The sequence below is a fragment of the Phascolarctobacterium faecium genome (genome assembly GCF_003945365.1).
Lineage (GTDB): Bacteria > Bacillota > Negativicutes > Acidaminococcales > Acidaminococcaceae > Phascolarctobacterium > Phascolarctobacterium faecium.
On sequence record NZ_AP019004.1, the window covers coordinates 1,211,872 to 1,237,855 of the forward strand.

At 42.7% G+C, this 25,984-nt stretch carries 29 protein-coding genes; 28 read left to right on the plus strand and 1 reads right to left on the minus strand.

Features of this window, described 5'->3' with window-relative positions:
- Positions 1-2: 2 nt before the first annotated feature.
- From PFJ30894_RS05915 to PFJ30894_RS06030, 24 genes are all read left to right on the plus strand, one after another.
- A complete protein-coding gene (locus PFJ30894_RS05915) occupies positions 3-1,958 on the plus strand; it encodes a DNA polymerase (RefSeq protein WP_125669271.1) in 1,956 nt (651 codons plus the stop codon).
- A 6-nt stretch (positions 1,959-1,964) separates the two neighbouring features.
- Positions 1,965-2,318 (plus strand): hypothetical protein, encoded by a 354-nt coding sequence (locus tag PFJ30894_RS05920; protein WP_125669272.1) that lies wholly within the window; start codon positions 1,965-1,967, stop codon positions 2,316-2,318.
- Between the two features lie 12 nt (positions 2,319-2,330).
- A complete protein-coding gene (locus tag PFJ30894_RS05925; protein WP_231997969.1) occupies positions 2,331-3,983 on the plus strand; it encodes a PcfJ domain-containing protein in 1,653 nt (550 codons plus the stop codon).
- Entirely contained in the window at positions 3,980-6,352 is a 2,373-nt protein-coding gene (locus tag PFJ30894_RS05930) for a virulence-associated E family protein (protein WP_125669274.1), read from the plus strand. Before PFJ30894_RS05925 ends, PFJ30894_RS05930 begins: the two co-directional genes overlap by 4 nt.
- Before the next feature lie 362 nt (positions 6,353-6,714).
- Complete coding sequence (locus PFJ30894_RS05935; protein WP_125669275.1) at positions 6,715-7,071, plus strand: PDDEXK family nuclease; 357 nt, start codon at positions 6,715-6,717, stop codon at positions 7,069-7,071.
- Positions 7,071-8,438, plus strand: coding sequence for an SNF2-related protein (locus tag PFJ30894_RS05940; RefSeq protein WP_125669276.1), 1,368 nt, complete (start codon positions 7,071-7,073; stop codon positions 8,436-8,438). Before PFJ30894_RS05935 ends, PFJ30894_RS05940 begins: the two co-directional genes overlap by 1 nt.
- A gap of 3 nt (positions 8,439-8,441) precedes the next feature.
- Positions 8,442-8,759: a hypothetical protein gene (locus PFJ30894_RS05945; protein WP_125669277.1), complete on the plus strand. Its 318-nt coding sequence runs from the start codon at positions 8,442-8,444 to the stop codon at positions 8,757-8,759.
- A 209-nt stretch (positions 8,760-8,968) separates the two neighbouring features.
- Positions 8,969-9,385, plus strand: a complete 417-nt coding sequence (locus PFJ30894_RS05950; RefSeq protein ID WP_125669278.1) for a hypothetical protein — start codon at positions 8,969-8,971, stop codon at positions 9,383-9,385.
- Between the two features lie 122 nt (positions 9,386-9,507).
- On the plus strand, positions 9,508-10,230 hold the full coding sequence (locus PFJ30894_RS05955) for a DUF2971 domain-containing protein (RefSeq protein WP_125669279.1): 723 nt from the start codon (positions 9,508-9,510) through the stop codon (positions 10,228-10,230).
- Between the two features lie 183 nt (positions 10,231-10,413).
- On the plus strand, positions 10,414-10,890 hold the full coding sequence (locus PFJ30894_RS05960) for a hypothetical protein (RefSeq protein WP_125669280.1): 477 nt from the start codon (positions 10,414-10,416) through the stop codon (positions 10,888-10,890).
- Positions 10,874-12,790, plus strand: coding sequence for a phage terminase large subunit family protein (locus PFJ30894_RS05965; protein ID WP_125669281.1), 1,917 nt, complete (start codon positions 10,874-10,876; stop codon positions 12,788-12,790). Before PFJ30894_RS05960 ends, PFJ30894_RS05965 begins: the two co-directional genes overlap by 17 nt.
- Positions 12,790-13,014 carry a DUF6148 family protein gene (locus PFJ30894_RS05970; protein ID WP_125669282.1) on the plus strand — a complete coding sequence of 75 codons (225 nt, stop codon included), beginning with the start codon at positions 12,790-12,792 and terminating at the stop codon, positions 13,012-13,014. The genes PFJ30894_RS05965 and PFJ30894_RS05970 overlap by 1 nt, the downstream gene beginning before the upstream one ends.
- 8 nt (positions 13,015-13,022) lie before the next feature.
- A complete protein-coding gene (locus PFJ30894_RS05975; protein WP_197714987.1) occupies positions 13,023-14,666 on the plus strand; it encodes a phage portal protein in 1,644 nt (547 codons plus the stop codon).
- Positions 14,635-15,801, plus strand: coding sequence for a head maturation protease, ClpP-related (locus tag PFJ30894_RS05980; protein ID WP_167457033.1), 1,167 nt, complete (start codon positions 14,635-14,637; stop codon positions 15,799-15,801). Before PFJ30894_RS05975 ends, PFJ30894_RS05980 begins: the two co-directional genes overlap by 32 nt.
- The gene (locus PFJ30894_RS05985) at positions 15,801-16,166 is read left to right on the plus strand and encodes a head decoration protein (protein ID WP_125669284.1); all 366 of its coding nucleotides are present in this window, start codon (positions 15,801-15,803) and stop codon (positions 16,164-16,166) included. Before PFJ30894_RS05980 ends, PFJ30894_RS05985 begins: the two co-directional genes overlap by 1 nt.
- Before the next feature lie 14 nt (positions 16,167-16,180).
- The gene (locus tag PFJ30894_RS05990; protein WP_167457034.1) at positions 16,181-17,236 is read left to right on the plus strand and encodes a major capsid protein; all 1,056 of its coding nucleotides are present in this window, start codon (positions 16,181-16,183) and stop codon (positions 17,234-17,236) included.
- A gap of 12 nt (positions 17,237-17,248) precedes the next feature.
- Entirely contained in the window at positions 17,249-17,593 is a 345-nt protein-coding gene (locus PFJ30894_RS05995; protein WP_125669286.1) for a hypothetical protein, read from the plus strand.
- Positions 17,590-17,925, plus strand: coding sequence for a hypothetical protein (locus PFJ30894_RS06000; protein ID WP_125669287.1), 336 nt, complete (start codon positions 17,590-17,592; stop codon positions 17,923-17,925). The genes PFJ30894_RS05995 and PFJ30894_RS06000 overlap by 4 nt, the downstream gene beginning before the upstream one ends.
- Entirely contained in the window at positions 17,922-18,476 is a 555-nt protein-coding gene (locus PFJ30894_RS06005) for a phage tail protein (protein WP_125669288.1), read from the plus strand. The genes PFJ30894_RS06000 and PFJ30894_RS06005 overlap by 4 nt, the downstream gene beginning before the upstream one ends.
- A complete protein-coding gene (locus PFJ30894_RS06010) occupies positions 18,476-18,931 on the plus strand; it encodes a hypothetical protein (protein ID WP_125669289.1) in 456 nt (151 codons plus the stop codon). The genes PFJ30894_RS06005 and PFJ30894_RS06010 overlap by 1 nt, the downstream gene beginning before the upstream one ends.
- Complete coding sequence (locus PFJ30894_RS06015) at positions 18,921-19,193, plus strand: hypothetical protein (RefSeq protein WP_125669290.1); 273 nt, start codon at positions 18,921-18,923, stop codon at positions 19,191-19,193. The genes PFJ30894_RS06010 and PFJ30894_RS06015 overlap by 11 nt, the downstream gene beginning before the upstream one ends.
- Positions 19,194-19,196: 3 nt before the next feature.
- Positions 19,197-20,639, plus strand: coding sequence for a phage tail sheath family protein (locus PFJ30894_RS06020; protein ID WP_125669291.1), 1,443 nt, complete (start codon positions 19,197-19,199; stop codon positions 20,637-20,639).
- Positions 20,640-20,654: 15 nt separating this feature from the next.
- Positions 20,655-21,182, plus strand: coding sequence for a phage major tail tube protein (locus tag PFJ30894_RS06025; protein WP_125669292.1), 528 nt, complete (start codon positions 20,655-20,657; stop codon positions 21,180-21,182).
- A gap of 56 nt (positions 21,183-21,238) precedes the next feature.
- On the plus strand, positions 21,239-21,523 hold the full coding sequence (locus tag PFJ30894_RS06030) for a hypothetical protein (protein WP_125669293.1): 285 nt from the start codon (positions 21,239-21,241) through the stop codon (positions 21,521-21,523).
- Positions 21,524-21,658: 135 nt separating this feature from the next.
- Here the strand turns inward: PFJ30894_RS06030 and PFJ30894_RS06035 are convergent, their stop codons facing one another.
- Positions 21,659-21,916 (minus strand): LapA family protein, encoded by a 258-nt coding sequence (locus PFJ30894_RS06035; protein WP_125669294.1) that lies wholly within the window; start codon positions 21,914-21,916, stop codon positions 21,659-21,661.
- Positions 21,917-22,133: 217 nt separating this feature from the next.
- Between PFJ30894_RS06035 and PFJ30894_RS06040 the strand changes: the two genes are divergently transcribed.
- From PFJ30894_RS06040 to PFJ30894_RS06055, 4 genes are read left to right on the plus strand one after another with little or no spacing between them, the layout of a single operon-like run.
- A complete protein-coding gene (locus tag PFJ30894_RS06040) occupies positions 22,134-24,302 on the plus strand; it encodes a phage tail tape measure protein (protein ID WP_125669295.1) in 2,169 nt (722 codons plus the stop codon).
- Complete coding sequence (locus tag PFJ30894_RS06045) at positions 24,295-24,501, plus strand: tail protein X (RefSeq protein ID WP_125669296.1); 207 nt, start codon at positions 24,295-24,297, stop codon at positions 24,499-24,501. Before PFJ30894_RS06040 ends, PFJ30894_RS06045 begins: the two co-directional genes overlap by 8 nt.
- Positions 24,502-25,551, plus strand: coding sequence for a phage late control D family protein (locus tag PFJ30894_RS06050; RefSeq protein ID WP_125669297.1), 1,050 nt, complete (start codon positions 24,502-24,504; stop codon positions 25,549-25,551).
- Positions 25,541-25,975 carry a phage baseplate assembly protein V gene (locus PFJ30894_RS06055; RefSeq protein WP_125669298.1) on the plus strand — a complete coding sequence of 145 codons (435 nt, stop codon included), beginning with the start codon at positions 25,541-25,543 and terminating at the stop codon, positions 25,973-25,975. Before PFJ30894_RS06050 ends, PFJ30894_RS06055 begins: the two co-directional genes overlap by 11 nt.
- Positions 25,976-25,984: the final 9 nt, after the last annotated feature.

Sequence of the window (25,984 nt, forward strand, 5' to 3'; positions counted from 1 at the left end):
CAATGACCAGACTAAGCATTGACCTTGAGACTTATTCATCAAGGAACATTAAAAAAGTTGGAACTTATGCTTACGTCGATGCTCCTGATTTTGAAATCCTTTTATTTGGTTTTGCGTTTGATGAAGAACCGGTGCAGGTTATTGACCTTGCTCAAGGTGAAAAACTGCCCGCAGATGTGCTGCGGGCTCTTTTTTCTCCTGATGTATTGAAGACTGCATATAATGCTAACTTTGAAATGACGTGCCTGAGCAAGTATTTCAAGAAAAAGCTCAATGCGGATCAATGGGCCTGTACTTCTGTACTTGCTTTGACTTTAGGGTTGCCGGGATATTTGGCTGGTGTGGCGCAGGCGCTGAATTTTCCTGACGATAAACAGAAAATGTCCATCGGGCGGCGATTGATAGAGTATTTCTGTAAGCCCTGCAGGCCTACTAAAACGAACGGCGGGCGGCTGCGGAACCTGCCGCAGCATGATGGCAACAAGTGGGAATTATTCAAGCAGTATTGTGGCCAGGACGTAGAAGTCGAACGCACTATTTTAAATAAACTGGATAGATTCAGGCCAAATGAAAAAGAGCAGCGGCTTTGGGAGCTTGATCAAAAAATCGTCAGTGCCGGTATCCTTATCGACCGGGCACTGGTAGAAAATGCTATCAAATGTGATGAACAGATAAAACAGGATGCTATGCAGCAGTTGAAAGATATTACGGGTTTAGATAATCCGAATAGTGTTGCCCAGATCAAGGGCTGGTTAGAATTTGCTACTGGGGTGCGGGTACCAAGCCTGACAAAAAGTGTAGCACAGGAAATGCTGCAAAGTGATTTGCCTGCAGAAGTAAAAAAGGTATTAGAGCTGAAGCTGCTTATTTCCAAGACTTCAGTAAAGAAATATTCAGCAATGATCGGAGCTGCCTGCAGCGACGACAGGATCCGCGGGCTTTTACAGTTTTATGGAGCTAATCGTACCGGCCGCTGGGCCGGACGTATCGTACAGGTACATAACCTGCCGCAGAATCATCTGGTGGATCTGGATGACGCCAGAAATCTTGTCAGAAATGGCGATTTTGATATGTTGGATATGTTTTACCCTAATGGTTCAGATGTACTTAGCCAGCTGATCCGGACGGCGCTGATTGCATCGCCTGACAGAACTTTTATAGTAGCCGATTTCTCTGCTATTGAGGCACGTGTAATTGCGTGGCTGGCCAGTGAAAGATGGCGGCAGGAAGTATTTGCTACTACAGGCAAGATCTACGAAGCCTCAGCGTCAAAAATGTTTCATGTGCCAATCGAAGAAGTTACGAAAGGCAGCACGTTACGCCAGAAAGGTAAAGTCGCAGAACTGGCACTTGGTTATCAGGGTGGTGTCGGCGCGTTGAAACAAATGGGTGCGGATAAGATGGGCCTTACTGATGATGAACTGGCTGATATCGTGACAAAATGGCGTAAGGCCAGTCCGAAAATAGTACAGTTCTGGTGGGATGTAGAAGCTGCAGCAAAAGAAGCGATCGGCAAAAGAAATACTGTTCAGTATCGGCATGGTATTGCTTTTCAGTTTGAAGCAGGGATGCTTTTTATCCGGTTGCCATCCGGGCGCCGTATAGCATATGCAAAGCCGCGGTTGGAAGATAACGGTATGGGCAGAACGTCTATTACTTATCTCGGTGTAAACCAGACTAATAAAAGCTGGTGCCGCTTGGAAACTTATGGCGGCAAATTGGTTGAAAATATTGTGCAGGCCACGGCAAGAGATTGCCTGGCCGAAGCAATGCTGAAACTGGATACGGCCGGATATAAAATACTGATGCACGTACACGATGAAGTGATCATTGAGGCAGAGCCGGCTGCCGGTGAGCTGGAAAGAGTAATAAAAATAATGTCTGAAAACGTTTCCTGGAATAGAGGCCTGAAGCTTGATGCGGATGGCTATACAACACCTTATTACAGAAAGGATTGATAGATTATGTCAAATACGTTTAGCGCAGTTGAGAATCAAATAAAGATTTTTAAAGAAATGCAGGATGAAATTGCTAAAGATATCTGCATTTTATCAGACGAAGAACGCCGGGAGCTGGAAGGTTATGTCGATAACCAGCTTCGCCAGTGTGAGCTTTATCTAAAATTAAAACCGGTAAAAAAAGAAGCAGAACCAGCAGTGAAATCAGAGAAAAAATCTTCGAGAGGCAAGAAGGCAAAATCTGCAGCTCCGGCTCCGGCCGCAGAGAAATCTGCCGAAGAAACTTTGGGTCAGGATTTGTTTAACGAAGAACCGGAGACTCAAACAGCAGAAATAGATATCGATGATCTTTTAGGTTAGGGGGTGCCCGTGATGGGGACTTTACTTGCAAAAATCGTAATTCCTAAAATGTTTGACTTTATTCAGGCACCTGTCGCTTTGGGTGAAGGCCCTTATAAGGATGACAACATTTATGCTCATTACTGTAGTTCCTGCGAGCAAACCTTCACCGCAAGGTGGGGGTATACCTGCTTTAATGGCTGGCAGACCTGGAACGGTAATTTTTTCAGCTGCCCAGGATGTAAAGGATCTTCCAAACATAAAGGGTTTGCGCATGACATCGGGGTAGGTATACCTGAAAAAATGATTTTATCGCTTTATGAGTATAAGAACCATATCAGTTTGAGAATTTCATATACAGAAGTGACTTTTGACGATATTCGCTTTTGTGCTATTAAAAAGCACTACCACGAAACAATAATGTTTGATGTCCATAAAAGAAAGTCTTATTTTGAAACCAAGGATGCTGTTAAATACGAAATATCCAATCCAGCGGAACGGGAGTTTGGGGAACAATCTGTTTTGAAATATCTTACTCATAGCAGCATCGCCTGGAAAAACAATAAAAAAGATTTTGCGGATATGCTGCTTAAATTGCGTACTGCTATCAGCAAAAAGGTTAAAGCATTGCATGATATCAAGCTAAAAGCTATGCATGTACCAGCAGGCAGTTCGATGGGCGCGCTTATTTTTCCTTTGAGTAATATTGCCTGGCGTTTGGCCGTGACGGATGCGCCCAATCTACCAACAGCTTTTAATGATCGTTCGTGGCGCAGTGATTACCGGGGTTTTGTAGAAGCTCATTATATGGATAAGATATCGTTAGAACCTTTTTTAGAGAAAGTGATAGCTAAAACACGTACTGGCCTGTCTTATCCGCAAAGCGCATTGAACGTTATGGGGATTCGTGATACAAAGGCTTTTAGAAAAATTATTGCCAAAGGCGGACTTTTAGAAGCTGGCCGGCTAAAAGCGGCCGTAGGGATATCAGCAGATTACAAAGAGCAGTTATTATTGGCCAGTGCGCTTGCCAGCGTTGGGGAGCTGGGGCTACGTATAGAAAGATCTTATGCGTTTGGAGAACTAAGTTTGAATTTTTTGAAGATCGCTTCAGACCGATATAAAAATAATGCAGCTTATTTTCTGATCAAGCATTATAGCCCTTCGGATATAGATGATTGCAGTCGAATGTATTTTAAGCTTGCAGCTGAAACGCAGGAACTTTTGTGGCTAGAAAAACCTTCTATCGCACAAATCCATGACTGGCTTGTAGAAAAATGGGATGCACAGAAAAATAAAGATTATTCGTTGCAGATACCGGAACATGTAGTAAAGCGTTTGGCGATGCAGAAAGACAGATTGAAATTCTTTCTTCCGGAAACCGCGCATGAGCTGCGCATGGTCGGTAATAAACTGCATAACTGTGTAGGCTCTTATGCTGAACGTGCGCTTGCCGGCAAATGCACTATAGCGGTTATGACTGATGATGAAGGGAAATTATTAGTTTGTATTGAAGTGGCCGGCGGAGAAATCAGGCAGGCTAAACTCAATCAAAACAGATCGGTTGCCCGGGATCCTGAATTGAATGCAGCAGTAATAGAATGGGCTAAGGAAGCCAAGTTAAAGATAAATACCGGTGACATAGATACCGGCAGCGGCAAGAATGAACTGAGGAATGCGATATGATCCCCGCAAAATTTACTATAGCTATCGGCGGTAGCCGGAAGGCTAAACAATGGAAAAATAAAGAACTCAGCTGGCAGGATATTCTGACCAAACTTCGGACGACAACCAGGACGCGGGAGAGTGCTGCGGAGTATGCGAATCTGTCTAAAAGCAGGCAGGACGAAATAAAGGACGTTGGCGGTTTTGTAGGCGGCTATATCAAAAATGGCCGCCGCATTGCCGGCAATGTAGCCAAGCGGCAGTTGGTCACGCTGGACGCAGATTTTGCGGACAGCAGTTTTATGACGATCCTTGATCTGGTACTTGGCGATGTTTGTTACGCGGTTTATTCAACGCATAAGCATACACCGGAGAAACCACGGCTGCGCGTTGTGATCCCCTTGGCCAGAGCGGTGCAGCCGGATGCGTATCAGGCTGTTGCCCGGCGTATTGCTGATGATATTGGTATGGATCTTTTTGACGATACCACTTATGAAGCTGAAAGGCTGATGTATTGGCCAAGCACTCCCGCAGACGGTGAGTATGTTTTTTTCGCTAACGATAGCGAGAACTGTTTGGATCCGGACGATGTGCTTGCTACATACGATGACTGGCGTGATACTTCGACTTGGCCAGAAAGTTCAAGAGCAAACAAACTGCGTCAGGCAGCTGCTAAAAAGCAAGGTGATCCTTATGAGAAACCTGGAGCAATAGGCGCTTTTTGCAGAACATATTCAGTGCCGGATGGGATAGACTGCTTCCTTAATGATGTGTATGAGCCTTGCGGTGAAGGCCGTTATACCTATAAACAGGGAAGTACGTCAGGCGGGCTGGTGGTGTACGAAGATGGAAAATTTGCATACAGTCATCACGGTACCGATCCAGTCAGCGGAAAGCTGGTAAATAGTTTTGATCTTATCCGGCTGCACCTTTTCGGTGATAAAGATGCTGATGTTGAAGTCGATACCGAAATAAACAACCTGCCGAGTTATAGCGCAATGCAGGATTTTGCGATGAAAGACGATGCCGTTAAAACTGAACTGGCTAAAAAGCTGCTGGAAGAAAGTGACGATTTTGGAGCTGTGCCCGCAGATATCGATTGGATGAGTAAGCTGGAAATGACGCCGAAAACCGGTGAAATAAAATCAACGCCGCGTAATCTGAAACTGATTTTAGAAAATGATATCAATCTGGTTGGTAAAGTTGCCTATAACGATTTCAGTTTTCGGACGGTGCTGCTGGACAGTATGCCCTGGCGGTCGATCAAACAGGGCGTTACCTGGAACGATACAGATGATAGTTGCCTGCGTAATTATTTAAGCAATGTTTACGGTGTAAAAGGACAGCAGGTTATTTATGATGCCTGCGCGGAGGTTTTTACCCGCAACCATTTTCATCCGGTCCGTGACTATATCAAGGCTACAGAGTGGGACGGAACACCGAGGGTAGATACTCTCTGGATCGATTATCTTGGCGCTGATGATACTGACTATGTACGTACAGTGACCAGGAAGCATCTGGTAGCTGCAGTAGCAAGGGTATTCAGTCCCGGGTGCAAATTCGACAATGTGATAATTCTTTGCGGACCGCAGGGCATCGGTAAAAGTACGATGCTGAAGAAACTCGGCCGTGAATGGTTCTCAGACAGTCTTACCAGCGTGCAGGGCAAGGAAGCCTATGAACAGCTGCACGGAGTTTGGATTGCAGAGCTGGGCGAGTTGTATGCTACGAGAAAGGCTGAATCAGAAGCGGTAAAACAGTTTTTATCGAAGTCGGAAGATATCTTTCGTGTGGCTTATGGGCGTAGAACAGCATCATTCCCGCGGCAGTGCGTATTTTATGGGACCACGAATGAAACTGTATTTCTCCGAGATCGGACGGGCAATAGAAGGTTTTGGCCGGTTAACGTAGGCGGCCCGCATGATAAGAGCTTTAAAGATTTTACAGAGGCAGAAGTAGCGCAGGTTTGGGCAGAGGCTTATTATCTGTGGCAACAGGGAGAAAGCCTGTATCTGGACAAAGATATGGAAGCAGAAGCCGCTAAAGCACAGTCAGCGCATACTGAGGAATCCGAGAAAGTTGGTCTGGTGCGGGAATACCTCGATACTTTGCTGCCAGAGAACTGGGATAGTTTGGATCTGTATGAGCGCCGGGATTTTTTGGAAAGTGATGAACTTACTGAGCCCGGGACAGTGCAGCGGTATAAGGTTTGTGTGCTTGAGATATGGTGCGAAGTGTTTAAAGGAGACCCAAAGAACCTTAATAGTTTGATGTCCAGAGAGATCAACAGCATCATGCAAAATATGCAGGGCTGGGATCCGGCACGGAGTAGTCTGCGATTTGGGAAAATGTATGGCACGCAAAGAGCCTACGTGCGAAAGACAATTTAGCGTCAACAGAGGTGTCAACAAAAACACGAAACGTCAACAAACTTTAGCGAGCTAAAGGGAATACCGTCAACAATGTCAACAAAAGTTAGAACACTTTTTAGAAAAAACAAGGTTGAGCGGGAACAATGTCAACAGTAAAAAAGTTTTGTTGACGGTAAGTGTTGACGGCATAAGTCCAGTAATTAAGCGGTGAAAGCTCTTGCCGTCAACAAAGTAAACAAAAATAATACTATAAAGATATTTTATGAAATATACGTATATACGCGCGTAAGGAATAGTAGAGAGTATATAAATATATAAGGTATAAGGAAAAAGTTTGTTGACATTGTTGCGAAACAAATGTCCGCGAAGGGAGTGTTCTTGTGGAGAGGACAGAAAAAGATGTTGAGCGGTATTTATGCAAACGAGTGAAAGAGCTGGGCGGTAAGGCCTATAAATTCGTGAGTCCAGGTAATGCAGGTGTGCCGGATCGGGTAATAACCATTCCGGTACAAACCGATCTTGTGATAGGGCTGACATATTTTGCTGAGGTAAAGAAGCCTGGGGAGTCACCGAGACCATTGCAAAAAGTTGTAATGCAGCAAATGGCGCATAAAGGCGCTAATGTTTTTAACGTTGCAACATACGAGGATGTTGACGATGCTTGTGAGGATATGAAAAAGGACCGTAGGGATATTGAGGTTGCTGTAAGGTATGCGGAAAAAAGAGGGGTATTATAATGGCTGACGTGTTTAAGCCGCATAGCTATCAGGAGTTTGCGATAAAAAAGATACTGGAATTGCCGGCGTTGGCACTCTTTTTAGACATGGGGCTTGGCAAGACGGCCTGCAGTCTCATTGCCATAACGCAGCTGCTATGGGATTACTTTTCGGTGTCTAAGGTTCTAATCGTGGCGCCGAAAAAGGTTGCAGAAAGTACGTGGGATAGTGAGATCAAAAAATGGGATATCACGCAGCAACTTAAAATATCAAAGATATTGGGCACAGCAAGCGAACGCCGGCGGGCACTGGCTGCCGAGGCCGATATTTATATTATCAACCGGGATAATGTGGTCTGGCTTATGGAGCAGCTGCACTGGCGTCCTAAGATGTTTAATATGCTTATTCTTGACGAAAGCAGCAGCTTTAAAAATCATCAGGCAAAAAGATTCAAGGCACTTCGGAAAGTGCGGCCGTATTTCGAGAAGGTGTTAGAGCTGACTGGCACACCGGGTGACAAATTAATGGACCTGTGGGCGCAGATATATTTACTGGACGGCGGTAAAAGACTGGGACGGACAATAACGGAGTACCGTAATCGCTGGTTTATTCCAGACAAGAGCAATGGTTATGTGATTTATTCCTATAAGCCAAAACCGGGAGCAGAGCAGGAGATATATTCAGCGATCAGTGACATTACTTTCAGTATGAGCGCAGCGGATTGGCTGGAGCTGCCGGAGCGTATCGACAATGTGATCAGCGTCGATATGGGTACCGGGGCAAGAGCCAGATATAAAGAGCTTGAAAGACTTTTGGTTTTAGAACTTCCGGAAGGTGATGTTACAGCTGCTACCGCAGCAACACTTTCAAACAAACTTCTGCAGATGGCGAACGGAGCTGTTTATGACGAAAACAAAGGCGTTATAGACATTCACGATGAAAAGCTGGCGGCATTGAAAGAAATAGCAGAATCAGGAAATCCGATACTGGTCTTTTATGCATACCGGCATGATCGGGACAGGTTGCTTAAATGGTTCAATTATGCAAGAGAACTGAAAACGCCTGAAGATGTCGACGATTGGAACGCAGGCAAGATAAAAATGCTTATTACACACCCGGCTTCTGCTGGCTACGGACTGAATTTGCAGGCTGGCGGCAGCACGATAGTCTGGTTTGGACTTACATGGAGCCTGGAACAGTACAAGCAGGCCAACGCCAGACTATACAGGCAAGGTCAGCAGCAGACCGTAATAATACACCATTTGGTTACTAAAGGTACTATGGACGAGCAGGTAATGGCGGCGTTAGCGCATAAGGATGCCAGCCAGGCAGAATTGCTGGCAGCAGTTAAAGCGAGGGTCGAACAATATAGAACAGGAGTTGAGTGACTAATGACGGAACAAGAATTTATACAAGCAGTAAAAAATAAATTGAATTATATACAGGGTATGTTTGAGGTCAAGAATGATCAGTATTCAACAGACAAAGATCCCTTGGCGAATTTTACGACCGGCGCGAGACTGATGTATGGGGATAATGACCTTTTGATGCAGTATGAAGCGCTAAAAGCATATGCCGCGAAACATATTGCACACGTTTATAATAACGGGCTGACCGGTGCCAAAGTACAGGAGAGTATCGATGACATAATCTGCTACTTTGTAATTGCATCAGTTTTGGCAGATCAAGAACTGAAGGAGCGTGGTTAAATTGGCACATAAGTGTAAGGGATGCGTGTGGAGCCGTCAAGTAAGCGAGAATAAAGTTTATTGTCGCAGGGTAAATTGTGTAAAAGAAAATCGGTTTCGGAGCGTGATCGGTATGTTAGGGCAGGTGCAGCATGGTCATCAGCTGAGCGAATCTGAAAGTGCTGCGATAGATATTGCTGCAGATGTTTTACGGACAGAGGGGTGATGCGATGCCTACGACGGATGAAATAAAGCAAAGGTTAAAAAGTGCATGGGTCTGGCAGAAGCAGCTTGAAGCGGATTTACAAATGCTGCAGGATCTAAAAGATTTGGCAGAGCAAATTACGCCGGTCTATAGCTTGGCTCCTGGTGGCGGTGGTAGTAATGATAAATTGGGTGGTACGGTTGCGAAGATGGCTGACGTGGAAGTGTCTGTTCAAAACGATATTAAGCAGCTTACAGATGCATTAGCGGTGACGAGAGAGCTAATTAAAATGCTTGGAGACGAGAAGCTGCAGCTGATATTGTTCAAGCGGTACTTGAATTACCAGCGTTGGGAAGTTATTGCCGCGGATTTGGGGTATAGCTATCGTAGAGTTACCCAAATGCATGGCGAGGCTTTGGTCAAAATTGCAAAGATTTCCTAGAATTTCCCTATTGACCTGTGTTATACTGTATGTGTAGAAATTGACAAAAGCCGTTGATCTGGTAAAGAATCAGCGGCTTTTGTGGTATAATAGAACCATCTAAAATGGGATGGTGATTGTTTATGGAATTTTTAGGGCCGATGGGGAATGTTAAATGGCCTTTAAGGTCGAAGGTTTGGAAGTATATGAATATTGCTAAGTTTTTATATTTGCTAAAAAGTCACAAACTGTATTTTTCAAAAGTTACAAAGTTTGACGATCCTTTTGAGGGTGTAGTGGGTGAAGCAACAAGACGTTATCGTAAATCAGGTCAGACAGAAGAAATGCAAAATAGTATAAAATACTTATTTGATAAATATGAAAAAGAAGCTAAAAATAGTTTTGTAAATTGTTGGCATGTTAATGATTACGAAAATTTGGCGATGTGGCAAATTTATGCAGACTTAGAATCTGGAATAGCAATTCAATCGGACTTTAGAAGTTTAATTAAGGCTATTAAAGAAAAAAACATCGAATATAAAGAAACTTTATATATAGATAAAGTTCAATATGTTGACTTTGAGAAAGAAAAAACCGTTATTTTTAAGCCGGTTATGCCTCTTTTTTATAAACGAAAATCGTTTGAACATGAAAAGGAATTAAGAATAGTGCGGCTAAATACCTTGCCTGCAGATAATGGGTGGTGTATAGATGTTAATTTAATTTCATTAATAAAAAAGGTCTATGTTGCTCCTAAAGCACCAGATTATTATAAAGAAGCAGTAGAAGAATTAATCAATAAATATGATTTAGGAAATATACAAGTAATTAGATCAGATAATTTAGTAAAGCGTCCAGAAAATTAAAACATTTTCAAAGCACTCACTTTAGTGAGTGCTTTTCTTATGTCCATTTACAGGAGAATTTTCATAGGTTCTTCCTGAGGGCGGCGAGCCTTGCGGGTCTTTCGAGCCCCGAAAAAGGTTTAGATTTAAAAATATTTTTTCCTATTTCCTTCTCTTTGTAGTAGACAGGCGGTGAAAATAGAAGTGGTTAAAATTCTGAAACGTGGCTCTGCAAGAGAGCTTGCCGAATTATTGGGCATCAGCGAACGACGTGTAAATCAGTTGGTAAATGAGGAAGTTTTGCATCGTGAAATAGAAGGAGACTTCGTTTTGACAATGGCAATAGCTTCGTTTTATGAAAATAAATATTCCAGCAAGGATGAAGATGATTATTGGTCTGAAAAAGCATTGCATGAAGCTGCAAAACGTAAATTAGCTGAACTTGAATTGGCAAGGCGACAAAATCTGTCACATGATGCGGCAGATGTCGAAAGAGTTATGACAGATATGTTATCTAAATTACGGAGTCAGCTTTTGGGCATACCAGCAAAGATGGCTGCTAGACTGGAGAATCAGAGCAGAAGTGTTATTATGACGGAACTTTCTAAAGAAATTAAGTCAAGGTTAACTGAGCTTAGCGATTATAATCCGGAGATATTTAGTAATGAAGAAGACAGTTGATCTTTTCAAAAAAATAGTAAAACAGTCATTGATGCCGTTATCAGATCAAACTGTATCCGAATGGGCTGATAGCTATAGGATGATATCTGGCGAAGCTGCTGCAGAGCCTGGGCGGTGGCGAACAGATCGTGCTCCATATCAAAAAGCCATTATGGATGCTTTTACTGAACCAGGCATAACTAGGGTGGTTGCAAAGACCGCATCTCAGGTTGGAAAGTCCGATATCATGAATAATGTTATTGGTCGGTTCGCGCATCTGGCACCCGCACCGATAATGATGATCCAACCAACTATCGAAACATCACAGGACTATAGTAAATCACGTATAGCGCCGATGATCAGAGATACAAAGGTATTGAGAGATATTTTTAAAGACGTAAAAAGCCGTGATGCCGGCAATACTATTCTTTCTAAACAGTTCCCAGGCGGCAGACTTATCATGGCGGGTGCTAACAGTCCTGCCGGTCTTGCCAGTAAGCCGATAAAAATACTGCTGGCAGACGAAGTTGACCGCTTTCCAAAAAGCGCCGGCACAGAAGGCGACCCGGTCAGCTTGGCTGCAAAACGTATGACTACATTTTGGGATAGCGTAATGGGGCTATTCTCAACACCGACCAATGCTGGAGACAGTCGAATCGAAGATGAATATATAACAGGGACTCAGGAAGAGTGGCAGCATCAATGCCCAAAGTGCAAAGAGTGGCATTTAGTCACACATCGGGATATGCATACTGACTACGACTGTTCTGTTGATAAAAAGGGAACAAGGCAGATTATCGTTAAGTCAGTTATTTGGCGTTGCCCAGATTGCGGGTTTGGGTTTACAGAAACTGAAATGCGGCAGGCCGCACAAAAATATATTGCACAGAACGCTTCGGCTCTCACTAAGGGGGTACGGAGCTTTTTTGTTAACTGTTTTGCATCACCTTGGGTGAACTGGTCAGATGTAATGCAGGAATGGTTGGAAGCACAGGGCGATCCAGAGCGTGAAAAAGTAGTTGTTAATACTCGTTTTGGAGAAGCATATGAGCGCAAAGGAAATTTTGAAAGTCATGAGCAGTTTATGCGCAGGCGTGAAAACTATGGCGCCGAGCTGCCGGAAGGCGTACTGCTTTTAACAGCGGCCGTTGACGTACAAGACAACAGGCTCGAGTATGAGATTTGTGGCTGGGGAATGGCTGAAGAATGTTGGGGAATAAAAAAGGGCACTATTTTGGGCGTGCCGGATACACCTAAAGTGTGGGATATGCTGGACGAACAGCTGGATAAGGAATATCGCTTTGCGTCAGGTAAGGGTCTTTTGGTAGCCAGGACGTTTATCGATTCCGGCGGCCACTACACGAAAGAAGTTTATGCGTACTGTAAAAAACGATTTGCAAGGCAGCGTTTTGCTATAAAAGGTTCATCGACACCAGGAGTGCCGTTATTGCATAAGTACGCTAAGGTTAAAACCGTAAGGGGACATACGATACCGCTGGTAATGTTGGGCACAGATAGCGGCAAACAATATGTTATGGATCGGTTATCGATTGAAGAGCCTGGACCTAAATATTTTCATTTTCCGCTTGATAAGAGTGATAGCGTAACTGTACAGCTAACTCGTGGCTACGATGAATTTTATTTTAAAGGCCTTATATCTGAAACAAAAGAGCCTCGTCGGAAAAATGGAGTATTAGTATATCAGTGGGTAAATATAGCTAAAGATAAACGGAATGAGCCTTTGGATCTGCGGGTTTATAACCTCGCATGTATGTTAAGCGTAAATCCAGATTTCGAGGCTTTGGAAAAATTGATCAACAGCCCGAATGTAATCAAAGAACAATCGGTAAAGTCTAAACTGAAAAACAAGCCTAAATGCGGCTACGGCTGCATTAGAAAAAGTGTGAGGGGGGATTATTAGTGGCAAGTACGGTACTTAATGAACGGTTAAAGCAGTATTTATCTGCAGAACAGTCTATTTTGGTAGCAGGGCAAAGCTACAGAATTGGCAATAGAACGCTGACGAGAGCTGATTTATCAGAAATAAGAAAAGAAATAAATGATCTTATTGCTGCAGGAGCGACTACGGATGAGGCAATGTATCCAAGAGGGCATCGAACAAAGCAAGTTATTATGCGGGATTAGGAGGATAGATGATGGTGAAACGTAAAAAAGTAATACCGGCTAAGGCCAGGCATCCTACTGAGGGAAATGAAAATAATAAAAAAATAATAATAGTGAACAGCGGCTATTCAGAAGGCGGCGCCAGTAGGACACGAAGTACTTTACGTGGCTATAATCCCTTGAAATCCAGTACTAAAGCAGATGTCGATGTAAATTTAGCAACATTAAGAAACCGCAGTGCAGATTTAGTATGTAATTCTCCGCTTGGTTCAAGTGCTATTAATACTTCGCGCAGCAATGTTATAGGCGCTGGTCTTAAAGTTTCGCCTAAAATAGATTATAGGTTGCTGGGATTGACTGCAGAGGAAGCTAAAGAGTGGCAGCGTCAGGCGTTTCGTGAATTTAACCTTTGGGCAAACAGCACGGCCTGTGATTTGTATCGAAAAAATAACTTTTTTGATATGCAGGATATTGCATATATGAGCTATCTTGTAGATGGTGACGGGTGGGCGGCGATCAAGTATCGCAGGCCGGTACCTGATAATCCGTATTGTTTGAGAGTACAGCTTTTTGAGGCCAGTAGGGTCTGTAACCCAAACAGCAGTGGTTCGTATGGTTCTCCATCTTATTACGATGTTGAAATGACTAATAATAAAAACGGGAATCGTATTATCAACGGTATTGAAATAGATTCAGATGGGGCTGTTGTGGCTTATTGGGTCGCAAACAGGGTGCCTTTTGATTTAAGTGATCCTGCCGCAGTTTTAAAGTGGCAGCGAGTGGAAGCATTTGGCAAGTTAAGCGGCCGGCCAAATATTTTACAGATATCGCATGAAGAACGACCCGAGCAGTACAGAGGCGTACCAATATTGGCGCCGGTGATCGAGGTATTGAAGCAGGTCAGCCGCTATACTAATGCGGAGCTTACGGCCGCCATCATTAAATCGTTTTATACTTTGTTTTTTACGACTAATAACAATATTGATGATATGAATGATGTTCTAAGTTCAACTTATGGTCAAGCGGAAGCCGTAACACCAGAAGACCTGGCTCATGTTGAAGTTGGTCCAGGAACGCTTAATCTGCTGCCTTCTGGTGTCGATGTAAAGTCGATGGACGCAAGCCGTACAATGTCAACTTTTGAACCATTTACAAATATGATGATCAGTCAGATCGGTGCAGCTATTGGCACACCGGCAGAGGTGTTACTTAGTCGTTTTCAATCTTCATACTCTGCGGCACGTGGGGCATTATTACAAGCTGCCAGCAATTTTAAAACCAGACGTACCTGGTTTGCACGTGATTTTTGTCAGCCTGTTTATGAAGCTTGGCTGGCAGAGGCGGTTGCTATCGGTAGAATTAGTGCTCCTGGCTATGGTAGTGATCCAATCATAACTAAGGCATGGAGTAATGCTGATTGGTTTGGTCCTGTTATGGGGATGTTGGATCCAGTAAAAGAGGTAACTGGCGCAGCCTTACGCGTAAAATATGGTTTCTCTACCGGTGAACGTGAATCTGCGGAACTTACAGGGACTGATTACGATAGTAATATCGATCAGATAGCTATAGAACAGCAAACATGGCGAGTTAAAGGATTGGAACCGCCTAAGGCTGATAATACTGGTGGGAATGGGGGTGATAATGATGGAAAAATTTTGGCAGGTGAAGAATGATGTTAGTGGCGACGCTGAAATATTGATCTACGGTCCAATCGCAGCAGAGCGATCCTGGTTTGGTGATGAGGCAACGCCGCAGCAGTTTGCCCAGGATCTTAACGGGCTGGGTGGCAGAGATGTTACAGTACGCATTAACAGCGGCGGCGGTGATGTGTTTGCGGCACATGCTATTCACAATTTGCTCAAAAGCTATAAAGGGAGTGTCACGGCGGTAATTGACGGACTGGCTGCCAGCGCAGCAACGGTTGTAGCCGTGGCGGCAGATAAAATCATTATGCCGTCCAACTCGTTGATGATGATCCACGACCCCGCTATCGGCCTTAGCGGATACTATCCTGCGGCAGAACTGACGAAGTTGGTAGAAGCGCTGGCTACGATCAAAACAAGCATTGTCGCTGCCTATCGCAAGCGTTGTAAGGTATCGGACGAAGAAATCGAAACGATGATGTCCGACGAAACATGGATGGGCGCCGCAGAATGTAAGGAAAAAGGTTTTGCTGACGAGATCATCGGAGGAGTTACTGCTGCGTTAAATGGCAATACTTTGGTGATCAATTCAGTGTCTTATGATTTGAACCATTTTGCTAATAGTGAAGCGGTAAAAAATAAATTTAAACAAAGTGAGGTTAGAGATATGCCAAGTGGTAAATTAGAAAAAATTCTTAATGCTTTAGGTTTGCAGGAACTGTTGGAAGATACGCAGGCCGCAGCACCCGGCGCAGGTCAGTCCCAGGCGAATAATGCGCTTCCGGCGACGGCTGTTGATAATGCCGCAGCGGTGGAAGCCGCAGTGGCCGCAGAGCGTCAACGTGTACTTGATTTAGAAGCACTTGATAATGGTCAAAATGTCGCAATTACCGCGATCATCAATGAGGCTAAGAAAAGCGGCAAAACTGTTAACGAAGTAAAAAATTATGTAGAAGCGATTAAAAATGCTTCTCCAGCAGGGGTGGTGGCTAATGCTGCGCAGAATGTTGTAGCCACTATGGTAGCTGACAATAAAAGTTCCGGTGTTGATGGCGTTGCTGCCAATCCTGCGGCCGATGAGGCAGCTGTAAGTGCGGCGGCAGATGCGAAAGCATTGGATAAGATGGCCAAGGTAATGAATAGTAAATTTGGAGGTGCGAAATAATGGAAATGATTTCCAACATGAACGGAACTCATTATGATGAGCTTATTGGTGGTACAGCAGTACCGGTACTTACTAAAAACGTAACGCTGAAAGGAGTTACGGCCAGTTATAAGCGTGGTACCCTTCTGGCTTTGGTTAACGGTAAATATGAAATTGTTGACAGCACAGCTTCTACCGGTGCAGAAAAGGCATCGGCAGTTTTGGCACATGATACGGACTTAACCGGAGCTGACGTTGTTGTCACAGTTTATATCAGCGGCCAATTCAATCGCGAAAAACTTATTGTGGCACAAACCGCTGACAACGCTACTGCTCATGAAGAAGAACTGCGTGCGGTCAATATCTATTTGACCAGCATGAAATAAGGAGGATGAAGATAATGCCTATTAATATTGATGATACCAGAACTTTGCTGCAGGCGATTGAGCGCACCAATCCGCCGACTACGACATTGATTGATACTTTTTTCCCTGCGGTTAAAACCTTTTTGACGAATACCGTGGATATGGAATACCGCAAAGGCGGTCGCAGAATGGCGCCGTTTGTGGTACCGGGAAGCAAGGGTGTAAATATGAGCCGTAACGGTTCGCAGATCAGGTCTTATAAAGCTCCGCTGATGCGCCCTAAACGGACTATTGAAGCGTCTGATATTGAGCGTCGTGGTTTTGGGGAAGATATCTACAGCACTCGTACCCCGGCAGAACGTGCTCAAGAATTGCGCGCTTATGACATGGCAGAATTGGTGGATGCCTGCGTCCGTCGTCAGGAGTGGATGGCTGCACAGCTTTTGATCAACGGTGAATACGAATGCAAAGGATATGCCGACGATGGTGAAACTGTTGTGGTTGATACGATTACATTTTCTGAATTTGACAATAAAACAACTCTGTCCGGATCGGACACATGGGATAATGCTTCTGCTAAAATTTATGAGGTCATGGGTGACGCATCTCAGAAGATCCGCCGCAACGCGGGTATGATCCCTACAGTGGCCCTGTGTTCACAGAATGTAGTGTCTTACCTGATCAATAACGAACAGCTTTATAAATATTTGTTGGTGCCCAGCCGTGAAAATTTAGCACTGATGAGCATTCAGCCGAAGCTGGTAAGACCGGAATTGCTGCGAGTTGGTTATATTGAATCCCTTAATCTGGAAATATACGCTTATGATGGTGTGTACGAGGGTGACGATGGCAACCTTGCCCAGTATATCCCTGATGATCATATGATTATTGGTGTACCCGGTCGAGGTAAACGTCTCTTTGGTGCAGTAACGCAGCTCGAAGACGACAAACAATTTCGTACTTATGAAGGCGCATACATTCCGAAGGTCACCGGCAATACAGAAAGCGATACGACTACTCTGGCTATGTCCAGCCGCTGCGTAGTATGTCCGGAGTTTTTGGATGATTGGGCGACCTTGAAAGTTAAATAAGGAGGTTTGTAAATGCAACAAGTATTGATAAAGAAATTTTCCTTGCGCCGCAATGGCGTCGAGTATAAGGCAGGAACGATCCTCGAACTGCCGGAAGTTGAAGCGAATGCGCTGGTAGCAGGTGCGCCGAAAGAATTTGAAAAAGTTTCGGTGGAAAGTACAGAAAAAGCAGAAAGAACATTGAAAGATTTTACCAACACCGAACTGAAAGCTTTATGCGAAGAAAGAGGCTTAGAAGTGCCTAAGGCAGCTAATAAAGCAAAGCTTTTAGAACTGCTGGAGGGTGCGGCCGATCAGCAAGATGAGACCGATGGTGATAGCCTACCTCCAGTCAATGCCGCAGCTACAGTAAAATGAAAACCTTTCGTGAGCAGATAGCCGCAGATAATACTGCGGCTTTTATTAACTCGTTAGAATTTGCCGATAAACATAACTTGAATGGTACCGAATGCAGCGCCATCTTGCAAGACATTTCTGTTGCAGAGGGGTTATCTACGGGGACTGGATCCAGCCAAACTTATCCTGGTATTTATGGCAGTCGGTTACAGGTAAATTGCTTGGCAGAAGCTTTGCCTGAGCTTCCTGTATATGGACAGCTTTTCGGCGTCAATGATAAGCAGTATCTGGTTGAGAGCTGTGCTGATGACATGGGAATTTTGACTATCCAATTGGTGGCGAATGACAGATGATATCTATTGATGCAAAGGAAATAGAAAAAGCCAAGAGTCTGCTTAAGAATTATCCTCAGCAAGTAATAGCGGCGGCAGCGAGTGCAATAAATCGTACGTCTGCAATGGTAAAGACTGAAGTATCTAAAACCATCAGAAAAAACTATCTGATATCAGCAAAAGATATAAAGTCTACTTTAAGTATTAAACGTGCTTCTCGGTTAAAGCTTACTGGAATGATCAGTTCTATAGGGCAAGCACCGTTGATCACTGCTTTTAGAGTACGGGCATATAAGAAAGGGCCAGTAAGGGTGCAAGTAATGAAAAAAAATAAACCCAAACCGGTTCCAGGTTTATTTATTGGTTCTTCATTGAAAGGCTATGTTGGAGCTATGCAGCGCAAAAATTTAAGTATGCGTTATCCTTTGCGCATACCTCATGGTCCCAGTGTTCCGCAGATGTTTTCAGCAGAACGCTCAATGAGTGTGATTGCCCCGTTTGCAGAAAAAACATTGAATCAAAGATTTTTACATGAAGTTTCATACCGTTATGGGAAATTTGGAGGACGTTAATGACACAGGTTGAATTAATGGAAAATTTGACGGGTTTTCTAAAAAATATTGTCCGAGAGTATGAATCGCAGCAATCTGATGGGACTTATTCTCCGATAAATGTTTATCCGGGATACCTGCCAGTGAAAACTAATGCCAAGGAAAGTGAATCATGTATTTATGTGCTGGTTCTTGAATGTGAAGATGGTGATGAGCAGAGTGCAGCAAAGGTTGAAATAGGATTTAGTATCATTGACGGTGATACTTCTGAGGGGTGGCGCAGCTTGTTTAATCTTATGGAACATGTACGTCAGGCATTGCTTAAAAAGCGTACTGTAGTAAATAAGCATCGGCTTATACTACCTATAAAGTCTAAAGTAGTAGAATATCAACCCTTCCCCCAGTGGCAGGGATTAATGACGGTTAGTTATACATTGGGTAAACCAGTAGAGGAGGAAATAAACTATGGCTATTAACAAGAAAAATGTCCAAGCAGTAAAAGCTGAGCGTTTTATTTATGTTGGTCCGTCTTACAAAAACGGAAAGTTATTGAAATATCAGGTATTCATTGGCGGGTTACCAACTCATATTGATGATGTATTTGAAAAGTGTCCGCAAATTAAAAAACTGTTTGTAGCTATTTCAGAATTGCCAGAAGCTGAAAGGGCTATTGCAAAAGCGGGAACACCTATGAATAAATATTACCAAGCTGCTGTTTTGGCAGAAAAGGAGGAATAACATATGGCATATAAGCATGGCGTATATACATCTGAGGTGCCAACATCTATTGTTCCAGCAGTAAATTCTACTGCTGGGTTACCAGTTGTTTTTGGTACGGCTCCAATTCATTTGGCAAGTAACAGAGCAGAGGTTAATAAACCTATTTTGTGCTATACATATGCAGAAGCGGTAGCGGCTATGGGATATAGTGAAGATTGGGAGAAATACACTCTTTGCGAAACTATTTATAGCCAATATTCGCTTTATGCAGTTTCACCGACAGTTTTTGTTAATGTTTTAGATCCCAAAAAACATAAAGCGCCGGTCAGTGATAAAGAGGTTCAGTTCAACAGTGAAAAAACGGTGATTGTAAATGATCCAGTGTTACTTGAAACATTGAAAGTAAAAAAAGCATCTGCCGGACAACCACTGACGGAAGGCGTTGACTATGAAGCTGCTTTTGACAGTGATGGGAATTTAGTAATTACTGCATTAAGTGGCGGACAGCTTACAGACAGTGCTTTTTTGGACTATGAAAAAATTGATCCCTCAGCCGTGGATAAGGATGACATTATTGGTGGTATTGATATCAGTACGGGCGCATACACAGGTCTTGAGAATCTTTCAAAAGTATTTCCTCTGTATCGTTTAGTACCTGGTATGGTGCTTGCTCCTGGTTGGACACACGATCTAGAAGTGGCCGCTGTTATGACTGCCAAAGCAAGTACTATTAACGGTTTGTTTAAAGCTTCTGTTTTGGTAGATGTTCCGGCTGACACAGTAAGAAAATATACCGATGTTCCGGCTTGGAAAAATAATAACAATTATGTTGGAGTGGATCAAATAGTCTGCTGGCCTATGGTAAAACTTGGCGAAAAGAAATATCATCTTTCTACTGCGGTAATGGGTGCGATGGGCGTTTTGGATGCAAAAAATGATGATATTCCCTATGAAAGTCCTTCAAATAAAAATATACAAATGGATGGTTTATGTTTGTCTGATGGAACTGAAGTGGTTTTAGATCTGGAACAAGCTAATTATCTTAATGGGCAGGGTGTAGTTACTGCCCTGAACTTTATCGGTGGGTGGAAGTTGTGGGGGAATCGTACTGGTTGTTATCCTGCAAATACAGATGTAAAAGACAATTTTATTTGTTTACGGCGTATGTTCAATTGGCATGCACAGACCTTTATTCAAAGTTATTGGTCTAAAGTAGATAACCCGATGAACAAACGACTTATTGATCTTGTCGTGGATAGCGAAAATATTCGCATTAATGGATTTGTTTCAAGAGGGTTCTTGCTTGGTGGAAGAATTGAATATTTGAAAGAGGAGAATCCAACAACAGATCAGATGGATGGTATTGTAAGATTCCATACTTATTTTACGCCGCCGGTTCCGGCACGTGTCATTGAAAATACTATCGAGTTTGATACGTCTTATCTTGAGACGTTGTTTGGTTAATGAGGAGGATGAAAGATGAGTAATAATGTTGTTCCGGAAAAGCTAATTAACTTTAGAGCCTATAATGACGGAAATGATCTTCTTGGCGTAACTGATGTCCAACTACCGTCTTTGGATGCAATGACCGAAACAGTAAAGGGTGCTGGTATTGCCGGTGAGGTAGACAGCCCTGTTTTAGGGCACTTTGGAAGTATGGAAACTGTACTTAACTGGCGTACGATTTCTAAACCTGGAATGAACCTAGCATCTCAAAAGGGGGTTAGCTTAGACCTGCGCGGCGCGCAGCAGTTTTACGACCCTGAAAAAAGTGAGTACGTCGTAAAGGCTGTAAAATGCGTGATCCGCGGCGTGCCGAAAAAAACCGAACTCGGCAAATTAGACGTTGGAACGACTACCGGATCCAGCAACACCATTGAAACTAATTATATTAAAGTGATTATTGCTGGCGAAACCGTGCTGGAAGTTGATAAATATAATTATATTTCTAATATTGGCGGTACTGACTATCTTGCCGATGTCCGTGAGGCGTTGGGTCTGAATTAAAAATAAATAAAGGGGGCGGCCCGCAGAGTGGTGCCCCTTTTAAAATTTGGAGGTAAATGATGAAAGTAGATTATAAAAAACTTAAACAAGGATTGGGAGAACTAACGGGATATGATTTTGCGGCCGCAGAGCAGCAGGCAAGGATTCTTGGAGATGGTACCCCTGAAATTGTGTACTCTAAAACATTCCATGCTGTTATTGCGGCGAAGGTTTTAGGTGTCACAATTGATGATATTAAGGGTTTACCAATTAGGGAATATGTTGCAGTGACTTCTAATGTATCAGTTTTTTTAGTAGGCACTTTGACCGATCAAGCCCTGCAGGAGTTATCCGGGAAATAGCAGTATGCTTATTTGAATATGGTAATGTTCATTTTTGGTTTAATCAACCAGTGAACGAATTAGAGAAATGGCTTGAAACAATAAGTGCCGTAAATAAAAAAAGAAAGCCCACTGCATGAATAATGCTGTGGGCTTTTAACGTAAATATTCTTTCTTTATTGGGGAACGCGAACAAACTTCGTCACAGTCTTTTAATACTGCTATCACGTCGGGGTCTTGGATGCCGTCATACGTATCAGGATCGTAGAGAGGCCTGTAAACGCCATCATATTTAGCAGAAGAATCATATTGTAATGCTTTTTCTTCCCGTCTATTTTTAATCATTGCATGAAAGAACCCGACTATACACATCAATATAAAACCAATACAAAACAAAATTGCAAGAATAATCATAAAGCTCACCTCTTTATAGTTATTATACTATAAATTTTTAATGGAGGCAAAAAATGGCGAATATATTTACGACAGCATTTGTTATAAATGGAATGCTATCTAATAGTTTTACATCATCGACCAAGATGGCAAATTCGCAATTGACAGAATTACAACAGACTGTTAAAAGAATAGATCTTGCTCAAAAAAATTAAATGCTGAGTTTACTAATGGAGCTATGAGCGTAGAGCAATATGAAAGAAAAATGGGTAGATATCAAGATACGCTTAATAAAACTCAGCAACAACAGAAGTTGTTACAGGATAGATTGAATAAAAAAAATATTGCAAATTCTCAGTTTGTAGAGAGACGCCAAAGTTTCTTAACTACCGCAGCTGCTATTGGCACTATTGCTCAGCCGTTCATCTCTGCAGCTCAGACTGCAATGAAATTTGAATTTGCTATGTCTAAAGTTGGCGCTATTGCGAATGCAACAGGTCCGGAATTGACTTTGTTGACGCAAACAGCAAGGTCATTGGGCGAACAAACAAAGTTTACTGCGACGCAATCCGCTGAAGCAATGAGTTATCTGGGCATGGCCGGTTGGAAAACAAAAGAGATTGTTGCAGGTATGCCAGGATTATTAAATTTAGCTGCTGCCGGCAATACTGATTTAGCACGTACTGCAGATATTGTTTCTGATAATCTGACTGCTTTTGGGTTAAGTGCTGATAAAGCGCAACATATGGCTGATGTTTATGCTGTTACTATAACATCCACAAATACTAATGTGGAAATGTTGGGAGAAACGATGAAATATGCTGCTCCTGTAGCACACGCATTTGGGGCATCGATGGAGGAGACAGCCGCTTTAGCAGGTATTATGGCTAATAGTGGCATTAAAGCGAGTAATGCAGGTACAGCGCTGAGAGCTGGTTTAATTAGATTGGCCGGACCGCCTAAAATGGCAAGTAAAGCGCTAGAGCAGCTGGGGCTGTCAATGGAAGATTTGACAAATGAACAAAAAGAAGCTGCAATGGCTTTAAAAACTTTGGGTATTGAAACTGGCAATGCAGAAGGTCCTCAAAAGATGGCTATCATAGTAGGCCAATTGCAAGAACGAATGAAAGGATTAAGTAAAGAAGAACAGCTGGCTATGTCGAAAGCTATTTTCGGGCAGCAGGCAGCAGCGGGGTGGCTGGCAGTACTACAGGCAGGACCTAAAGTGCTTGGTGATTTGACAAATTCTTTAGTTAACAGTGATGGTGCGTCTGAAAAAATGGCAAAGCAGATGAATGCTAATGCAGAAGGTGCAATTATACGTCTTTCTTCGGCATTTGAGTCGTTGCAAATATCATTAGCAAATGGATTTTTACCTGTCATAGCTAATGTAGGTGATTCTTTAGCTGTATGGACGGGGAAGTTATCGGCTTTAGCTACAGCACACCCAATAGTAGCACAGGGGATCATATACACTATTGGAACTTTTGGGTTATTATGGCTTACATTTAAAACGGGTAGAGCTATTATCTCCGGCTATAATGCGTTTATGGCTACCTGTGCTTTATGGCAGACGACTTTGGGAAATTGTACGGTAGTATTAAGATCAAAAACAATGCTTCTTGCCGGCACACAAAGGACTGTGGCTTTGGCAACGAAGCTGTGGAGTGGTGGAATGATGTTGGTAAATGCGGCTATGGCAGCTTGCCCTATTGGTTGGTTATTGATTGGAATCAGTTTATTAGTCGTTGCCGGAACTATTTTATACAGGCATTGGGATACAGTCAAACAGTTCTTTACAACTTTGTGGGACAGTCCAATAGCTAGAATAGCCTTTTTTGTCACTGGGCCTGTAGGTTGGATCATTGGCGCGGTTACTGCAATAATTGCTAACTGGGATACATTAGCGGCATATTGGGATTATTTTTGGGATAATCCATCTGCTGCAATATTTAGATTCACAAGTTATATTCAGGAACAATTTACAAGTGCCGAAACCTGGCTTCGCGAAAAATGGCAATCTATCAGTAATTTCTTATCTACTCCTATTTTTGGCAAAGTTAATATTACGGCATCCGGTAATGGTGCAGAGGTTGCAGAAAATGCGTATGGCGGTATTTATGGCAGGGGGGCATTTCTTACTACTTTTGCAGAAAACTCTGGTGAAAGTGCGATACCACATACTCCTAATAAACGTAATATAGGCTTGCTGGCCAAAACTAATGAAATCATGGGTAATCCATTGGGTACCAGTGGCAGTATAAATGCGACTTTTGCGCCGCAGATCACCGTACAAGGGAATGCGGATACTGCTGAAATTTCAACTTTATTAGATCAAAAAATGCGTGAATTTAAAGCAATGTTGGCAGAAGTGCAGAATCAGAACAGGAGGCTTTCGTATGGCTAAAACCTATTACACAATCCAGGGCGATATGTGGGATGGCATAGCAAAAAAATTATATGACGATGAAAGTGGCGTAAACGCGCTGCTGGAAACAAATCAGCAATATGCTGACATAGTTGTTTTTCCGGCAGGTATTATTTTGGATGTGCCGGATTATGAAAAGCCTACTCCGACCAACTTGCTGCCGCCGTGGAGGCGTTAAATGGAAGCACGTAGAATATCGGCGATCATAAAATATAATAATAAAGATATCTCAGTTGATATCAGTAAATATCTAAAAAGCATCAGCTATACCGATAATCTATCGGGAGAAGCCGATGATTTGCAGATAACATTGGAAGACAAGGCAGGGCTTTGGCAATCGACATGGATGCCGGAAAAAGGAGCACTTCTAGATGTAATTCTGCAGCAAAAATATTGGCAAACTTTGTCGGCGTTACCACAAAGTTTGCGTTTGGGATTGTTTGAAATCGATGAAATAACAAGCAGCGGCTATCCGTCAGAAGTACAAATAAAAGCAGTTTCCGTGCCTGATAATAATACTCTTAGAGGTACTGAACGTAGCCGGAGTTGGGAAAAGGCAAAGCTGCAGGTAATCGCTAATGATATAGCTTCAGCTGCAGGAATGTCATTGTTTTGGGACACAGAAGAAAATCCGGTGCTGGATAGGGCAGAACAGACAGAACAGTCTGATCTGTCTTTTTTATATGCAATTTGTAAGGATAAAGGCCTGGCATTGAAAATAAGTGATAAAAAAATCATTATTTTTGATGAAGCAAAATATGAAGCGGAAAAAGCAAAGATAACAATAGTAAAACCAGGTACCGTTTATAAAAAAGAGTCTGGAATGAAATATTTGTTTGTTGGTACTGGCTACAGTTTGCGTACTAAAATTAGAGATATTTATGCTGCCTGCAGAGTTAGTTATCAGCAGGGCAGTTCAAAATCTAATATTGAGGCAACTTATACTGCTGCTGGTAAAAAGGGAAAAACATTGCAAGTAAATGAACAAGTTGAAAGTGTTGCGGAAGCATTAAATTTAGCAAAAAAACGGTTGCGCGAAAAAAATAAAGACGAAGTTACTGGATCTTTAAATATGTTGGGAAACTTTGTCTTATTATCTGGGGTTACAGTTAATTTATTAGGATTTGGAGCTTTTGATGATAAGTACTTGATAACCAGAGCATCACATGATATTGGTAGCGGTTATACGACAAATATCGATGTAAGAAGGTGTTTAAATGGATACTAATTTTATAAAAAATATAATTCGTATCGGGAGGGTATCTTCTGTTGACGTCAATACAAATACTGCAAGAGTAGCTTTTTCTGATAAAGACGATTTGGTATCTGGTAATTTGATGATTATAAATCGTGGAAGCATGGCTGATAAGGATTACTGGATACCTGATATTGATGAGCAAGTTCTGTGCTTAATGATGCCAAATAAAAGTGGCCTGGGATTAAATGAAGGGTTTATTTTAGGATCTTTTTTTTCGGCAGAGGACGCACCGCAGGAGCGAAGTGCTGATGTAAGGGCTGTAAAATTTGGTGATGGTACTGTTATAAAGCATGATCGTAAATCCGGAAGTTTAACTGTAAATGCTACAGGTGATATTAGTATTATTGCTGGTGGAACGATAACAATTCAGGGAGCGGTAGTTAAAATAAATTAACGGGGTGAT

What these genes read in the sequence shown, in the direction of transcription:
- PFJ30894_RS05950 (WP_125669278.1), top strand. Translation starts at nt 8,969, where the DNA reads ATGCCTACGACGGATGAAATAAAGCAAAGGTTAAAAAGTGCATGGGTC.
- PFJ30894_RS06020 (WP_125669291.1), top strand. Translation starts at nt 19,197, where the DNA reads ATGGCATATAAGCATGGCGTATATACATCTGAGGTGCCAACATCTATT.
- PFJ30894_RS06010 (WP_125669289.1), top strand. Translation starts at nt 18,476, where the DNA reads ATGACACAGGTTGAATTAATGGAAAATTTGACGGGTTTTCTAAAAAAT.
- PFJ30894_RS05920 (WP_125669272.1), top strand. Translation starts at nt 1,965, where the DNA reads ATGTCAAATACGTTTAGCGCAGTTGAGAATCAAATAAAGATTTTTAAA.
- PFJ30894_RS06050 (WP_125669297.1), top strand. Translation starts at nt 24,502, where the DNA reads ATGGAAGCACGTAGAATATCGGCGATCATAAAATATAATAATAAAGAT.
- PFJ30894_RS06055 (WP_125669298.1), top strand. Translation starts at nt 25,541, where the DNA reads ATGGATACTAATTTTATAAAAAATATAATTCGTATCGGGAGGGTATCT.
- PFJ30894_RS05940 (WP_125669276.1), top strand. Translation starts at nt 7,071, where the DNA reads ATGGCTGACGTGTTTAAGCCGCATAGCTATCAGGAGTTTGCGATAAAA.
- PFJ30894_RS06025 (WP_125669292.1), top strand. Translation starts at nt 20,655, where the DNA reads ATGAGTAATAATGTTGTTCCGGAAAAGCTAATTAACTTTAGAGCCTAT.
- PFJ30894_RS05925 (WP_231997969.1), top strand. Translation starts at nt 2,331, where the DNA reads ATGGGGACTTTACTTGCAAAAATCGTAATTCCTAAAATGTTTGACTTT.
- PFJ30894_RS06040 (WP_125669295.1), top strand. Translation starts at nt 22,134, where the DNA reads ATGAGCGTAGAGCAATATGAAAGAAAAATGGGTAGATATCAAGATACG.
- PFJ30894_RS05985 (WP_125669284.1), top strand. Translation starts at nt 15,801, where the DNA reads ATGGAAATGATTTCCAACATGAACGGAACTCATTATGATGAGCTTATT.
- PFJ30894_RS05955 (WP_125669279.1), top strand. Translation starts at nt 9,508, where the DNA reads ATGGAATTTTTAGGGCCGATGGGGAATGTTAAATGGCCTTTAAGGTCG.
- PFJ30894_RS06045 (WP_125669296.1), top strand. Translation starts at nt 24,295, where the DNA reads ATGGCTAAAACCTATTACACAATCCAGGGCGATATGTGGGATGGCATA.
- PFJ30894_RS05945 (WP_125669277.1), top strand. Translation starts at nt 8,442, where the DNA reads ATGACGGAACAAGAATTTATACAAGCAGTAAAAAATAAATTGAATTAT.
- PFJ30894_RS06030 (WP_125669293.1), top strand. Translation starts at nt 21,239, where the DNA reads ATGATGAAAGTAGATTATAAAAAACTTAAACAAGGATTGGGAGAACTA.
- PFJ30894_RS05930 (WP_125669274.1), top strand. Translation starts at nt 3,980, where the DNA reads ATGATCCCCGCAAAATTTACTATAGCTATCGGCGGTAGCCGGAAGGCT.
- PFJ30894_RS05990 (WP_167457034.1), top strand. Translation starts at nt 16,181, where the DNA reads ATGCCTATTAATATTGATGATACCAGAACTTTGCTGCAGGCGATTGAG.
- PFJ30894_RS06015 (WP_125669290.1), top strand. Translation starts at nt 18,921, where the DNA reads ATGGCTATTAACAAGAAAAATGTCCAAGCAGTAAAAGCTGAGCGTTTT.
- PFJ30894_RS05915 (WP_125669271.1), top strand. Translation starts at nt 3, where the DNA reads ATGACCAGACTAAGCATTGACCTTGAGACTTATTCATCAAGGAACATT.
- PFJ30894_RS06000 (WP_125669287.1), top strand. Translation starts at nt 17,590, where the DNA reads ATGAAAACCTTTCGTGAGCAGATAGCCGCAGATAATACTGCGGCTTTT.
- PFJ30894_RS06005 (WP_125669288.1), top strand. Translation starts at nt 17,922, where the DNA reads ATGATATCTATTGATGCAAAGGAAATAGAAAAAGCCAAGAGTCTGCTT.
- PFJ30894_RS05995 (WP_125669286.1), top strand. Translation starts at nt 17,249, where the DNA reads ATGCAACAAGTATTGATAAAGAAATTTTCCTTGCGCCGCAATGGCGTC.
- PFJ30894_RS05980 (WP_167457033.1), top strand. Translation starts at nt 14,635, where the DNA reads ATGATGGAAAAATTTTGGCAGGTGAAGAATGATGTTAGTGGCGACGCT.
- PFJ30894_RS05975 (WP_197714987.1), top strand. Translation starts at nt 13,023, where the DNA reads ATGATGGTGAAACGTAAAAAAGTAATACCGGCTAAGGCCAGGCATCCT.
- PFJ30894_RS06035 (WP_125669294.1), bottom strand. Translation starts at nt 21,916, where the DNA reads ATGATTATTCTTGCAATTTTGTTTTGTATTGGTTTTATATTGATGTGT.
- PFJ30894_RS05965 (WP_125669281.1), top strand. Translation starts at nt 10,874, where the DNA reads ATGAAGAAGACAGTTGATCTTTTCAAAAAAATAGTAAAACAGTCATTG.